The organism is Nocardioides aromaticivorans (assembly GCF_013408525.1).
Lineage (GTDB): Bacteria > Actinomycetota > Actinomycetes > Propionibacteriales > Nocardioidaceae > Nocardioides > Nocardioides aromaticivorans.
The window spans coordinates 4,034,780-4,048,256 of the sequence record NZ_JACBZM010000001.1; the positions used below are offsets into that span (position 1 = coordinate 4,034,780).

The 13,477-nt window shown below is 71.7% G+C and carries 15 protein-coding genes; all 15 read left to right on the forward strand.

The features are described 5' to 3' along the window. The 15 genes from thrC (at position 1) to atpA (ending at position 13,476) form a co-directional block, all read left to right on the forward strand. The gene (gene thrC / locus BJ993_RS19340) at positions 1-1,080 is read left to right on the forward strand and encodes a threonine synthase (RefSeq protein ID WP_179650660.1); all 1,080 of its coding nucleotides are present in this window, start codon (positions 1-3) and stop codon (positions 1,078-1,080) included. A gap of 4 nt (positions 1,081-1,084) precedes the next feature. Continuing rightward, positions 1,085-1,996 carry a homoserine kinase gene (gene thrB / locus BJ993_RS19345; RefSeq protein WP_308645632.1) on the forward strand — a complete coding sequence of 304 codons (912 nt, stop codon included), beginning with the start codon at positions 1,085-1,087 and terminating at the stop codon, positions 1,994-1,996. A 201-nt stretch (positions 1,997-2,197) separates the two neighbouring features. After that, positions 2,198-4,090 carry a transcription termination factor Rho gene (gene rho, locus BJ993_RS19350; RefSeq protein ID WP_308645633.1) on the forward strand — a complete coding sequence of 631 codons (1,893 nt, stop codon included), beginning with the start codon at positions 2,198-2,200 and terminating at the stop codon, positions 4,088-4,090. A gap of 137 nt (positions 4,091-4,227) precedes the next feature. Next, the gene (rpmE, locus tag BJ993_RS19355; RefSeq protein WP_036542101.1) at positions 4,228-4,443 is read left to right on the forward strand and encodes a 50S ribosomal protein L31; all 216 of its coding nucleotides are present in this window, start codon (positions 4,228-4,230) and stop codon (positions 4,441-4,443) included. Positions 4,444-4,604: 161 nt separating this feature from the next. Next, the gene (gene prfA, locus BJ993_RS19360) at positions 4,605-5,678 is read left to right on the forward strand and encodes a peptide chain release factor 1 (protein WP_179650665.1); all 1,074 of its coding nucleotides are present in this window, start codon (positions 4,605-4,607) and stop codon (positions 5,676-5,678) included. A gap of 11 nt (positions 5,679-5,689) precedes the next feature. Next, the gene (gene prmC, locus BJ993_RS19365; protein ID WP_179650667.1) at positions 5,690-6,547 is read left to right on the forward strand and encodes a peptide chain release factor N(5)-glutamine methyltransferase; all 858 of its coding nucleotides are present in this window, start codon (positions 5,690-5,692) and stop codon (positions 6,545-6,547) included. Between the two features lie 26 nt (positions 6,548-6,573). After that, complete coding sequence (locus BJ993_RS19370) at positions 6,574-7,245, forward strand: L-threonylcarbamoyladenylate synthase (RefSeq protein WP_242530590.1); 672 nt, start codon at positions 6,574-6,576, stop codon at positions 7,243-7,245. Beyond that, complete coding sequence (locus BJ993_RS19375) at positions 7,238-8,473, forward strand: glycosyltransferase family 4 protein (RefSeq protein WP_179650669.1); 1,236 nt, start codon at positions 7,238-7,240, stop codon at positions 8,471-8,473. The genes BJ993_RS19370 and BJ993_RS19375 overlap by 8 nt, the downstream gene beginning before the upstream one ends. Before the next feature lie 67 nt (positions 8,474-8,540). Then, positions 8,541-8,987 (forward strand): hypothetical protein, encoded by a 447-nt coding sequence (locus BJ993_RS19380; protein WP_179650684.1) that lies wholly within the window; start codon positions 8,541-8,543, stop codon positions 8,985-8,987. Positions 8,988-9,017: 30 nt separating this feature from the next. Further along, on the forward strand, positions 9,018-9,263 hold the full coding sequence (locus BJ993_RS19385; protein ID WP_036542106.1) for an AtpZ/AtpI family protein: 246 nt from the start codon (positions 9,018-9,020) through the stop codon (positions 9,261-9,263). A gap of 16 nt (positions 9,264-9,279) precedes the next feature. Then, positions 9,280-10,068, forward strand: a complete 789-nt coding sequence (atpB, locus tag BJ993_RS19390) for a F0F1 ATP synthase subunit A (protein ID WP_242530591.1) — start codon at positions 9,280-9,282, stop codon at positions 10,066-10,068. A gap of 73 nt (positions 10,069-10,141) precedes the next feature. Then, on the forward strand, positions 10,142-10,360 hold the full coding sequence (gene atpE / locus BJ993_RS19395; protein WP_036542107.1) for an ATP synthase F0 subunit C: 219 nt from the start codon (positions 10,142-10,144) through the stop codon (positions 10,358-10,360). A 45-nt stretch (positions 10,361-10,405) separates the two neighbouring features. Next, positions 10,406-10,969, forward strand: coding sequence for a F0F1 ATP synthase subunit B (locus BJ993_RS19400; protein ID WP_036542109.1), 564 nt, complete (start codon positions 10,406-10,408; stop codon positions 10,967-10,969). Then, positions 10,969-11,775, forward strand: a complete 807-nt coding sequence (locus BJ993_RS19405; protein ID WP_179650686.1) for a F0F1 ATP synthase subunit delta — start codon at positions 10,969-10,971, stop codon at positions 11,773-11,775. The genes BJ993_RS19400 and BJ993_RS19405 overlap by 1 nt, the downstream gene beginning before the upstream one ends. Before the next feature lie 63 nt (positions 11,776-11,838). Further along, entirely contained in the window at positions 11,839-13,476 is a 1,638-nt protein-coding gene (gene atpA / locus BJ993_RS19410) for a F0F1 ATP synthase subunit alpha (RefSeq protein ID WP_036542112.1), read from the forward strand. Position 13,477 lies beyond the last annotated feature (1 nt).

Below are 13,477 nucleotides of genomic sequence, written 5' to 3' on the forward strand. Positions count from 1 at the left end.
ATGAGCAACCCCGTCAACCGGGCGAACGGTCAGTGGCGTGGCGTCATCGAGGAGTACCGCGAGCTCCTCGACATCCCGCAGGACACCCCTGCCGTCACGCTCCGTGAGGGCGGCACGCCGCTCGTGCACTCGGGCTGGCTGTCCGGCCTGACCGGTGCCGAGGTCTGGCTCAAGGTCGAGGGCAACAACCCGACCGGCTCGTTCAAGGACCGTGGCATGACCACCGCGCTGTCGGTCGCCGTCCACGAGGGCGCCAAGGCCGTCGTGTGCGCCTCGACCGGCAACACGTCGGCGTCGATGGCGGCGTACGCCGCGAAGGCGGGGGTCACCCCGATCGTGCTGGTGCCCGAGGGCAAGATCGCCGCCGGCAAGATGGCGCAGGCCGTGCTGCACGGCTCGCAGGTCATCCAGGTCCGCGGCAACTTCGACGACTGCCTGCGGATGGCCCGCGAGATGGCGTGGAAGTACCCCGTCGCGCTGGTCAACTCCGTCAACCCGCACCGGCTCGAGGGCCAGAAGACGGCGGCCTTCGAGATCGTCGACTTCCTCGGCGACGCGCCCGACTTCCACCTGCTCCCGGTCGGCAACGCCGGCAACATCTCGGCCTACTGGCTCGGCTACACGCAGTACGCCGCCCTGGGCCGCGCGACGAGGAAGCCGGTGATGCGCGGCTTCCAGGCCGAGGGCGCGGCGCCGCTGGTGACCGGCGAGCCGTTCCCCGACCCGGAGACTCGCGCCACCGCGATCCGGATCGGCAACCCCGCGTCGTGGAAGCTCGCCGAGGCGGCCCGCGACGAGTCCGGCGGCCGCTTCGCCGCCCTCTCGGACGCGCAGATCCTGGCCGCCCAGAAGGAGCTGGCCTCGAAGGACGGCGTCTTCGTCGAGCCCGCCTCCGCCGCCGGTGTCGCCGGCCTGCTGGCCGAGCTCGCCGCGGGGGAGTCCTACACGGGCAAGACCGTCGCGATCACCGTCACCGGCCACGGCCTGAAGGACATCGCGACCGCGCTCGACGGCCTGGTGCTGCCCGAGGTCGTCGTCGACGCCGATGTCGACGCGGCCGCCACGGCCGCGGGTCTCTGATCCCGTGACCTTCGTGCAGGGCCCGGCCCGGGCCACCGTGCCCGCGACGTCGGCCAACCTCGGCCCCGGCTTCGACACCCTCGGCCTCGCCCTCGAGCTGCGCGACACCCTCGAGGCCGAGGTGCTCGACGGCGGGCTCGTCGTCGAGGTGAGCGGGTACGGCGAGGGCCAGGTCCCGCTCGACGAGCGCCACCTCGTGGTGCGCGCGATGCGTGCCACCTTCGAGCGGCTCGGCCAGCAGCCCGCCGGCCTCCGCCTCTCCTGCACCAACGTCATCCCGCACGCGCGCGGCCTCGGCTCCTCGTCCGCCGCCATCGTCGGCGGGGTGTGGCTGGCCCGCGAGCTCGTCGCGGGCGGACGCCTGCTGCTCGACGACGCCGCGCTGCTCGACCTCGCCGCCCGGCTCGAGGGCCACCCCGACAACGTCGCGCCGGCGCTGCTCGGCGGCTTCGTCATCTCCGGCCAGGACGCCGACGGCGGGTTCTGGGCAGTGCCCGGCAGCGTGGACCCGCGGGTCGGTGCCGTGGTCTTCGTCCCGCCGACCCCGGTCGAGACCGAGGCGGCGCGCGGGCTGCTGCCCGACGTCGTACCCCATGGCGACGCGGCGGCCAACGCCGGTCGCGCCGCGCTCCTCGTCGCGGCGCTGTCGGGCCGCCCCGAGGAGCTGCTGCGCGCCACCGAGGACCGCCTCCACCAGGAGTACCGCCGCCCGGCGATGCCGGAGAGCCTCGCGCTGGTCGAGGCGCTGCGCGCCGACGGCGTCCCCGCGATCATCTCCGGCGCGGGCCCCACGGTGCTGGCCTTCACCGACGGCCCCGGTACGACGACCGCCGACGCGCTGCTCGCCCGGTGCCCCGCCGGCTGGGAGGCCCACTCCCTCGCCGTCACCCGCCCGGGCGCCACGCGCGCGGACTGACCTCGCGCCCGGAATCCGCGGTGGTACATTGACGGTGCGCCGCAGTCATCGGCGCCCGCACGTCCTCACGGACGTGCCTGTTCTCCGGCGTGGAGCCGGACCCGCGGGACTTCCCGCTCGGTCGTCCGCGCTGGATCCAACCAGATGCCGTCCCGTGCCGATCTCCGCCGGGATGAGCGTGTATCCGTGGGAAGGGCTCACGTGACCGAGACTCTCGACTCCACCGCTGGCGCCGCCGAGACCCCCGAGGGGTCGGCGGCCAAGGCGCCCAAGAAGCGCACCGGTGGACTCAACTCCATGCTCCTCGCCGACCTCAAGGCGATGGCGGGCGGCATGGGCATCCCGGGTGCCGGGAGCATGAAGAAGGCCGCCCTGGTCGACGCCATCAAGGCGGCCCAGGCCGGCGGCGGTGCGCCGTCGCAGCCTGCGAAGGCCGAGCAGCCTAAGGCCGAGCAGCCGAAGGGTGATCAGCCGAAGGCCGAGCAGCCCCGGGGTGAGCAGCCCAAGGGCGATCAGGCCAAGGGCGATCAGGCCAAGGGCGATCAGGCCAAGGGCGATCAGGCCAAGGGTGAGCAGGCGAAGGCCGAGCAGGCGAAGGCCGAGCAGCCGAGGAAGGCCGACGAGCAGAAGGCCGACCAGAAGGGCGACCAGAAGAAGGGCGACGAGCCCAAGGGCGAGCAGCCCCAGCAGAGCCGCCAGCAGAACTCGCGCCAGCGCGGCAACCAGCAGGGCAACCAGCAGGGCGGCCAGGGCAACCAGCAGGGCCAGCCGAAGCAGGGTGGCCAGCAGGGCAACCAGGGCAACCAGGGCAAGGCCCAGCCCAAGCAGGACGAGCCCCGCCCGGCCGACGACGACGCCCACGACGACGGCGACGGCGCCGACGGCGAGGGCGGCAGCCGCCGCAACCGCCGCCGTCGTGGTCGCGACCGCGACCGCACCACGCGCGCCGGCCGCGAGCCCGACACCGAGGTGCGCGAGGACGACGTCCTCGTGCCCGCGGCGGGCATCCTCGACGTCCTCGACAACTACGCCTTCGTGCGCACGAGCGGCTACCTCGCCGGCGTCGACGACGTCTACCTCTCGCTGTCGATGGTCCGGAAGTACGGCCTGCGCCGCGGCGACGCCGTCGTCGGCCAGGTGCGCCAGCCGCGCGAGGGCGAGCGCCGCGAGAAGTTCAACCCGATGGTCCGTATCGACACGGTCAACGGCGTCGACCCCGAGCAGGCGAAGAACCGGGTCGAGTTCGACTCCCTGACCCCGGTCTCGCCGACCGACCGGCTGCGCCTCGAGACCGGTCCCGACGCCGTCGTGGGCCGGGTCATCGACCTGGTGACGCCCGTCGGCAAGGGCCAGCGCGGCCTCGTGCTGGCGCCGAGCGACGCGGGCAAGACGGCCACCGTGCAGGCAATCGCCAACGCGATCACCGCCAACAACCCCGAGTGCCACCTGATGGTGGTCCTCATCGACGAGCGCCCCGAGGAGGTCACCGACTTCCAGCGCGCGGTCAAGGGCGAGGTGGTCGCCAGCACCTTCGACCGTCCGGCGACCGACCACACGACGCTGGCCGAGCTGGCGATCGAGCGGGCGAAGCGCCTCGTCGAGCTGGGCCACGACGTCGTCGTACTCCTCGACGGGTTGACCCGCCTCGGCCGCGCCTACAACCTGACGGCGCCGGCCAGCGGCCGGGTGCTGCCCGGCGGTGTCGACGCGGCCGCGCTCTACCCGCCGAAGAAGCTCTTCGGTGCTGCGCGCAATATCGACAACGGCGGCTCGCTGACGATCCTGGCGACCGCGCTGGTCGACGGCTCCAAGATGGACGAGGCCGTCCTCGAGGAGCTCACCGGCACCGACAACCTGCGCCTCCACCTCTCGCGCGAGCTGGCCGACCGTGGGCTCGTGCCGGCGGTCGACGTCCACGCGTCGGGCACCCGCCGGGAGGACCAGCTGCTGACCAAGGAGGAGCTGGCCGTGCTCGGTTCGCTGCGCTCCGAGCTGGCCGGCAAGGACGCCGCGGAGGCGCTCGAGCAGCTGCTCGGCATGGTCCGCAACAGCCACACGAACTACGAGCTGCTGGTCCGCCTGCAGCGCGGCTGACCGGCGGCCGACGGCGGGAACAACCTCGCCTCCCCGGCGGTTTGGGGAGGCGAGGGATCTCGCCGTAAGATCTCCCGTTGGCTCCGGTTCACGTCCGCACCCCGCGAGGCGACCCGGGCCCCTTTGAGAGGACACCCATGAAGAAGGACATCCACCCCGACTACGTCGTGACCCAGGTGACCTGCACCTGTGGCGCCTCGTTCACCACGCGCAGCACCGCGACCTCCGGCACGATCCACGCCGACGTCTGCTCGCAGTGCCACCCGTTCTACACCGGCAAGCAGAAGATCCTCGACACCGGCGGCCGCGTCGCCCGCTTCGAGGCCCGCTACGCCAAGGCTGCCAAGAAGTAGCTGCCTCCGAGCGCCGGTCCGCCCCCACCACGGGGGTGGACCGGCGCTCGTCATTTGTCCGCGCTTGCTGACCATTCCCTGCGGTTGTTGACGGTTGCAACCGTCACCAACCGCAGGAATCCCCGGCCAGGCGGGGATTCCCACCACCCCGAGGAGCCAAGGTGTTCGAAGCCGTCGAGGGCATGCTCGCCGAGCACGCCGAGCTCGAGACGCGGCTCGCGCTGCCCGAGACCCACGCCGACGCCCGGCTGGCGCGCACGCTCAACCGGCGCTACGCGGAGCTCAACGCGATCATCGCCACCTGGCGCGAGTGGCGACAGGCGGGCGAGGACGCCCAGGCGGCCCGCGAGCTCGCGGCCGACGACCCGACGTTCGCCGAGGAGGTCGACGACCTGCTGGCGCAGCAGGAGGAGGCGGCCGAGCGGCTGCGCCGGCTGCTCGTCCCACGCGACCCGGCCGACGACAAGGACGCCCTGCTCGAGGTGAAGTCGGGGGAGGGCGGCGAGGAGAGCGCGCTCTTCGCCGGCGACCTGCTGCGGATGTACAGCCGCTACGCCGAGCGGCGCGGCTGGAAGACCGAGATCCTCGACGCCACCGAGTCCGACCTCGGCGGCTACAAGTCGGTGACCGTCGCGGTGAAGGCGAGCGGTGCCACCGAGCCCGGCCAGACGCCGTACGCGCTGTTGAAGTTCGAGGGCGGCGTCCACCGGGTGCAGCGGGTGCCCGTGACCGAGTCGCAGGGCCGGATCCACACGAGTGCCGCCGGCGTGCTGGTCATGCCGGAGGCCGAGCAGGTCGACGTCGAGATCAACGACAACGACCTGCGCATCGACGTCTTCCGCTCCTCGGGCCCCGGCGGCCAGAGCGTCAACACGACCGACTCGGCGGTCCGGATCACCCACGTGCCGACCGGCATCGTGGTGAGCTGCCAGAACGAGAAGTCGCAGCTGCAGAACAAGGAGCAGGCCATGCGCATCCTGCGCGCCCGGCTGCTCCAGGCCGCGCAGGACGCCGCCGACGCCGAGGCGAGCGATGCACGGCGCAGCCAGGTCCGCACGGTCGACCGCTCGGAGCGGATCCGCACCTACAACTTCCCGGAGAACCGGATCTCCGACCACCGCACGGGCTACAAGTCCTACAACCTCGACCAGGTGCTCGACGGCGACCTCCAGCCCGTCCTCGACTCCTGCGTCGAGGCCGACATGGCCGCCCGGCTCGCGGCGCTCGAGGAATGAGCACCGAGCCGATGAGCACCACGAGGGAGCTGGTCCGCGCGGCCGCCGACCGGCTCGCCGCCGCCGGCGTCGCCAGCCCCGAGTACGACGCCGCGGAGCTGCTCGCCCACGTGCTCGGCACCACCCGCGGCCGGCTCCTCCTGGTCGACGCGGTCGAGGAGCCCCAGCGCCGCCGGTACGACGACCTGGTGGCCCGCCGCGCCGCCCGTGAGCCGCTGCAGCACCTCACCGGCAGCGCCGCCTTCCGCCACGTCGAGGTCGCCGTCGGGCCGGGCGTCTTCGTTCCCCGCCCGGAGACCGAGCTCCTCGCCGGCTGGGCGATCGACCGGGCCCGCGAGGTCGTCGCGGCGGGGGAGGTCCCCGTCGTGGTCGACCTGTGCACCGGCTCCGGGGTGATCGCCCGCAGCATCGCCGACGAGGTGCCCGAGGCCCGGGTCCACGCCGTCGAGCTCGACCCGGGCGCGCATGCCTGGGCCGAGCGCAACCTCGCCGGCACCGGCGTCGACCTGCGCCTGGGCGACCTCGCGACCACGTTCGACGAGCTCGCCGGGCAGGTCCACGTGCTCGTGAGCAACCCGCCGTACGTACCGCTCGAGGCGTGGGAGTCGGTCGCCGTCGAGGCGCGCGACCACGACCCGCACCTGGCCCTCTTCTCGGGCGACGACGGGCTCGACGCGATCCGCGTCATCGCCGTCCGCGGCCTGCTCCTGCTGCGCCCCGGCGGCGTCGTCGGCGTCGAGCACGCCGACGCCCAGGGCGAGGCCGCCCCGGCCGTCTTCAGTCAGGACGGGCGCTGGGAGGAGGTGCGCGACCACCGCGACCTGGCCGGCCGGCCGCGCTTCCTCACGGCACGCCGCCCGCAGTCCTAGGAGGCCGTGGTGCGAGGATGGGCGTCGTGAGTGCCGAGCGGTTCCCGACCGAGACCGACGAGCAGCGCGAGGCCGCGCTCGAAGCCGCAGGACAGGCCGTGCGCCTGGGCCGCCTGGTCGTCCTCCCCACCGACACCGTGTACGGCGTCGGCGCGGACGCCTTCGACCCCTCGGCCGTGAGCCGGCTGCTCGCCGCCAAGGGCCGCGGCCGCGAGATGCCGCCGCCCGTCCTGGTCGGCACCAAGGGCACCCTGGAGGCGCTGGCCACCCGCGTGCCGCCGTATGTCGCGCCGCTGGTCGAGCAGTTCTGGCCGGGCGCGCTGACCATCGTGTGCCACCAGCAGCCCTCGCTGCAGTGGGACCTGGGGGAGACCCGGGGCACGGTCGCGATCCGGATGCCCGACCACGACCTGGCCCGCGCCCTGCTGGACCGGACCGGCCCGCTGGCCGTGAGCTCGGCCAACATCTCCGGCCAGCCCGCCGCGGTCGACGCCGACGAGGCCACCGAGATGCTGGGAGAGGCGGTCGCGGTCGTCGTCGACGGCGGTGCCGCTCCCGGTGGGGTCGCCTCGACCATCATCGACGCCACCGGGCCCCGCCCGCGCCTGCTGCGCGCCGGAGCCATCCCCGTCGAGGAGATCGACGCCGTCCTCGCCGACCTCGAGCTCACCGTGGAGACCGAGCCGGACGATGCGTGAGTACCTCGTCGTCTTCTTGGTCGCGGCCGTCGTCACCTACCTGCTGACGGTCGTCGCCCGGGAGATCGCCGTGCGCACGGGCGCGGTGGCGAAGGTGCGCGACCGCGACGTGCACGCCGAGCCGGTGCCCTACCTGGGCGGCCTGGCGATGCTCGGGGGCCTGTGGGCGGCGTACTTCGTCGCGAAGGGGCTGCCCTTCCTCGGCGACGACCGGCCCTTCGTCTTCGACGACGCGTCCGCGGTGCTGCTGGCCGGCACGCTGGTCTGCGCGGTGGGCGTCGTCGACGACATCATCGACCTCGACGCGCTCACCAAGTTCGGCGGCCAGGTCCTCGCGGTCGGGGTGCTGGTCTACTCCGGCATCCAGTTCCGCTACTTCTACCAGTCGCAGGGCGAGGTCTTCGCCCTCGACCCGGGCCAGGGTGCGCTGCTCACCGCGTTCGCGGTCGTCGCCACCGTCAACGCCGTCAACTTCATCGACGGCCTGGACGGGCTCGCGGCCGGCGTGATCGGGATCAGCTCGGCCGCCTTCTTCCTGTTCTGCTACTCGCTGTCGTTCCTCAACGACGTCACCCGGGCGACCACCGGTGCGCTGCTGTCCGCGGCGCTCGCCGGCGCCTGCGTCGGCTTCCTGGTCCACAACTTCCATCCCGCCCGGCTCTTCATGGGCGACAGCGGCTCCATGCTGATCGGGCTGGTCCTGTCGGCCACGGCGATCACGATCACCACCCAGTTCGCGCCGGGCGACCTCACCCAGGGCGCCGACGGGACCCGCGCGAGCCTGCTGCCGGTGCTGCTGCCGGTCCTGCTGCCGATCCTGATCCTGCTGGTGCCGCTCGCGGACCTGGTCCTCGCCGTCGTACGACGAACGCGGGCCGGGCGCTCGCCGTTCGCCCCCGACAAGCAGCACCTGCACCACCGCCTGCTGGAGATCGGGCACTCCCACCGCCGGGCCGTCATCATCATGTGGCTGTGGGCGGGCTTGATCGCCTTCAGCGTCGTCGTCGCCAGCCTGTTCACGGGGCCGGCGGTGTGGGGCGCGCTGGGTGCGAGCTTCGTCGTGACCGTCGGCCTCACCTTCGCCCTGCCGCTGGTGCACGCGCCCCTGGTCGACCAGGTGCTGGACCAGGCCCTGGAGCCGGCCGAACCACCGCTCCCGGAGGCCGTCCCGGAGCCTGCCGCAGACCGGGGGACCACCCCCGATGCGGGCTCCTCCGGGACCTTGTGATAACTTTCACGAACTCCCGGAGAGCTCCTTCCGGGCCCGACGACCGCGACGAGCAGAACGGCCGCCGATGATGACGACCGACACCCGGACCCACCGCGTGGTGACCCGTGCGGCCGTCGTGGCCGCGGTCGCCGCAGCGGGCCTGGTCCTGGTCGCCGCCCTCGTCTCCGGCGAGTCCGCCGCCCTCGGTGCCGCGGTCGGGGGAGTGATCGCCGTCGGCGTCTTCGCCTTCGGCTCCTTAGCCGTCGAGGCGGTCTCGCGCCTGATGCCGGCGGCCTCGCTGCTGTTCGCGATGGTGACCTACACCTTCCAGGTTGCGGTGATGGCGCTGTTGTTCGTCGCCCTCAACACCTCCGGCCTGCTCGACGACGAGATCGATAGCACGTGGGTCGGCGTGGCCATCATCCTCGGGGCCTTCGTGTGGATGGCCGTGCAGATCCTGCTGGCCACGACGGCGCGCATCCCGGCGTTCGAGACCCCTCCGTCCACCCCGTCCGAGGGCGGTGCGCGATGACCGTTCGCGGCTGCTATTGTCCGGGGCGCAATGAGTCAGCCCGAGGAGAAGCCCAAGGGCGATCCGTGGCATGCGTTCGGCTACATCGTGGCCGGGGTCGCGTTCTACGGCTTCGCGGGGTGGCTCGTGGACCGATGGCTGGGCACCACGTTCCTCGTTGCGGTGGGCATCCTCGTGGGTGCCGCGCTGGGGATCTACCAGACAGCCGCACGGTTCCGCGTGGATCCACCAGACCAGCCGCACAGCACCCCGCCCGACAGCACCGACGAGCAGTGAACGCAGAGGAGACCTGGTGATCACCGCAGCCAGCGCCACCGTCCGAGCCGAGGAGTTCCACGCTCCTGGCCCGAGCCTGTTCGACCTGCCCGGCATCGCCGGCTCCGAGGTCACCAAGCCGATGGTCCAGCTGTTCCTCGCCGCGATCCTGGTGTTCGGCTTCTTCTACCTCGCCTCGCGCAAGCGGGCGCTGGTCCCGGGCAAGCTGCAGTTCGCCGGTGAGGGCGCCTACGGCTTCGTGCGCAACAGCGTCGCGCGCGACATCATCGGCAGCCACGACTTCCAGAAGTTCGTGCCCTACCTCGTCACGGTCTTCTTCTTCATCCTGGTGAACAACCTCTTCGCCAGCATCCCGTTCATCCAGTTCCCGACCTTCAGCCGCGCCGGCATGGCCTACGCGCTGGCCGGTCTGTCCTGGCTGGTCTACAACGGCGTGGGCGTGGCCCGGCACGGCCTGCTCGGCTACCTCAAGCTGCAGAGCGTGCCGTCCGGCGTCAGCCCGGTGATGTACCCGCTGCTCGTCCCGCTGGAGTTCTTCTCCAACATCCTGGTCCGCCCGGTCACGCTGGCCCTGCGTCTGTTCTGCAACATGTTCGCCGGCCACATCCTGCTCGCGCTGTTCGCGACCGGTGGTCTCTACCTGATCGAGCACGTCGGCGGCATCGGGTACGTCGCCGGCCCGCTCGCCTGGGTCCTCGCGATCCTGGTCAGCTTCCTCGAGATCCTGGTGCAGTTCCTGCAGGCCTACGTGTTCGTCCTGCTGAACGCCATGTACATCCAGGGCGCGCTCGCCGACGAGCACTGATCCACAGCTTTCTGCACCGCACCACCAACCCACAGTTCTCTGCACGAGAAAACAACCCGAAAGGAAAGTAGCCATGGGTGGCTCTCTCAACATGATCGGTTACGGCCTGGCCGCCATCGGCCCGGGTATCGGCATCGGTCTGATCTTCGCCGCGTACATCAACGGCGTTGCCCGCCAGCCCGAGGCGCAGAGCCGCCTCCAGTCGATCGCGATCCTCGGATTCGCGCTCGCCGAGGCGCTCGCGATCATCGGCATCGCCCTGGCGTTCGTCCTCAAGGCCTCGAACACCTGAGCCGTACCGGCCTCCTCCTGTCAGTACGAGATCTAGGTCAGGTCCATGAAGTCACTGTTGATCGTCGCCGCCGCTGAGGCGGAAGAGCACAACCCGCTCGTCCCTGAGTGGATCGAGGTCGTCCTCGCCCTCGTGGTGTTCGCGATCCTCTTCTTCGCCATCAAGAAGTTCGTCGTCCCGAATTTCGAGACGACGTTCGCCGAGCGTTCGGCGGCGATCGAGGGTGGCATCGCCGCGGCTGCGACCAAGCAGGCCGAGGCGGACGCCAAGCTGGCCGAGCTCGAGCAGCAGCTCGCTGACGCCCGTCACGAGGCGGCTCGCATCCGCGAGGAGGCTCGTGAGCAGGGTGCCGCGATCGTGGCCGAGATGCGGGAGCAGGCGCAGGCCGAGGCCAACCGCATCGTCGAGCACGGCAAGACGCAGATCGAGGCCGAGCGCCAGCAGGCGGTCACCTCGCTCCGCGCCGAGGTCGGCTCCCTCGCGACCGGCCTCGCCGGCCGCATCGTCGGTGAGTCGCTCGAGGACGACGCGCGCCAGTCGCGCGTGGTCGAGCGCTTCCTCGCCGAGCTGGAGACGGCCAACGCGGCTGACGCGGGCAAGGACGCGTGATGGTGTCCTTCCGCGGCGCCTCCGCCGACGCCATGGCCGCCCTCACCGACGTCGTCGGTGGGGTGGCCGAGGCGTCCGCAGCAACGGTGGCGGGGGACCTGTTCTCCGCGGCCGCTGCCTTCCGGTCCGAGGCGGCGCTGCGCCGCGTCGTCACCGACCAGTCGGTCCCGGCCGAGGCCCGCACGGGCCTGGTCGGCGACCTGTTCACGGGCAAGGTCGACGCGGCGACGCTCGGCCTGCTCCGTGACGCGGCCGGTCGGCGCTGGACGCGCGCCCGCGACCTCGCCGACGCGCTCGAGCAGCTGGGCGTGGTCGCCATCGTGCGGTCCGTCGGGCTGCAGGCCGGCACCCTGGTCGACGAGCTGTTCGGCGTACGCCAGCTGGTCACCGGCAACAGCGACCTGCGCAACGCGCTGTCCGACCCGGTCCGCTCCGCGGCCGACAAGGGCGGGCTCGTCGAGTCCCTCCTGTCGGGCAAGGTGCTGCCGGCGACGGTCCAGCTCGTCAAGCAGGCCCTCTCGGGCTCCTACCGCACCGTGGTGGCGGCGCTCGAGGACTACGAGCGCACCGCTGCCCAGGTGCAGGGCGAGAGCGTGGCCACCGTCCACGCCGCACGGGCCCTGTCCGCGGACGACGAGCAGCGCCTCGCCTCCGCACTGACGCGGCAGTACGGCCGCCCGGTGCACCTCAACATCGTCATCGACCCGCAGGTCCTCGGCGGCCTGCGTGTGGAGATCGGCGATGACGTCATCGACGGCACCGTCGTCAGCCGCCTCGATGACGCCCGCCGGAAGATCGCCGGCTGACGCCGCGCGGCACCACGCACACCCACGACTTCACAGCTGTAGAGAAGGAAGAAGGCACCTGAGATGACGGAACTCTCCATCCGTCCGGACGAGATCCGCGACGCCCTCGCCAAGTACGTCGCGGACTTCGAGCCCGCGGCCGCCAGCAAGGAAGAGGTCGGCACCGTCGCCTCTGCCGCGGACGGCATCGCCCGCGTGGCGGGCCTCCCGTCGGCCATGGCCAACGAGCTGCTCGAGTTCGAGGACGGCACGCTCGGCCTCGCGCTGAACCTCGAGGACCGCGAGATCGGTGTCGTCATCCTCGGTGACTTCGACAAGATCGAGGAGGGCCAGACGGTCCGCCGCACCGGCGAGATCCTCTCGGTCCCCGTCGGCGAGGGCTACCTCGGCCGCGTGGTCGACCCGCTCGGCAAGCCGATCGACGGCCTCGGCGAGATCGCCACGGAGGGTCGCCGCGCCCTCGAGCTCCAGGCCCCCGGCGTGATGATGCGCAAGTCGGTCCACGAGCCGCTCGCCACCGGCATCAAGGCCATCGACTCGATGACCCCGATCGGCCGTGGCCAGCGCCAGCTGATCATCGGTGACCGCGCCACCGGCAAGACCACGGTCGCGATCGACACGATCATCAACCAGAAGCAGAACTGGGAGTCGGGCGACCCGACCAAGCAGGTCCGCTGCATCTACGTCGCCATCGGCCAGAAGGGCTCGACCATCGCCTCCGTGCGTGGCGCCCTCGAGGAGGCCGGCGCCCTGGAGTACACCACCATCGTGGCGGCTCCGGCGTCCGACAGCGCGGGCTTCAAGTACCTCGCCCCCTACACCGGCTCGGCCATCGGCCAGCACTGGATGTACGACGGCAAGCACGTCCTCATCGTGTTCGACGACCTGACCAAGCAGGCCGAGGCCTACCGCGCCGTGTCGCTGCTGCTGCGTCGCCCGCCGGGCCGCGAGGCCTACCCGGGTGACGTCTTCTACCTGCACTCCCGCCTGCTGGAGCGCTGCGCGAAGCTGTCCGACGAGCTCGGTGCGGGCTCGATGACCGGTCTGCCGATCATCGAGACCAAGGCCAACGACGTCTCGGCGTTCATCCCGACCAACGTCATCTCGATCACCGACGGCCAGATCTTCCTGCAGTCGGACCTGTTCGCGGCCAACCAGCGCCCGGCCATCGACGTCGGCATCTCGGTCTCCCGCGTGGGTGGTGCCGCGATGACGAAGGCGATGAAGGCCGTCACCGGCTCGCTCAAGGTCGACCTGGCGCAGTACCGCGCCATGGAGGCGTTCGCCATGTTCGCCTCGGACCTCGACGCCGCGTCGAAGCAGCAGCTGGCCCGCGGCCAGCGGCTGATGGCGCTGCTGAAGCAGCCGGCCTACTCGCCGTACCCGCTGGCGGACATGACCGTCTCCCTGTGGCTCGGCACCTCGGGTCGCCTCGACGTCGTCGACACCGGTGACGTGCTGCGCTTCGAGCGTGAGTTCCTCGACTACCTGCACCGCTCGCACGACGGCATCCTCGCCGCGATCCGCGAGACGCAGAAGTTCGAGGACGAGGACGGCCTCGCGGCGGCGTACGACTCCTTCCTGACCCAGTTCGAGACCTCGGACGGTGGCAGCATCAAGGTCGGGCACGAGCCCGAGGCCGAGGCGCTCGCCGACGACGAGCTCGAGCAGGAGCAGATCGTCAAGCAGAAGCGAGCCTGAG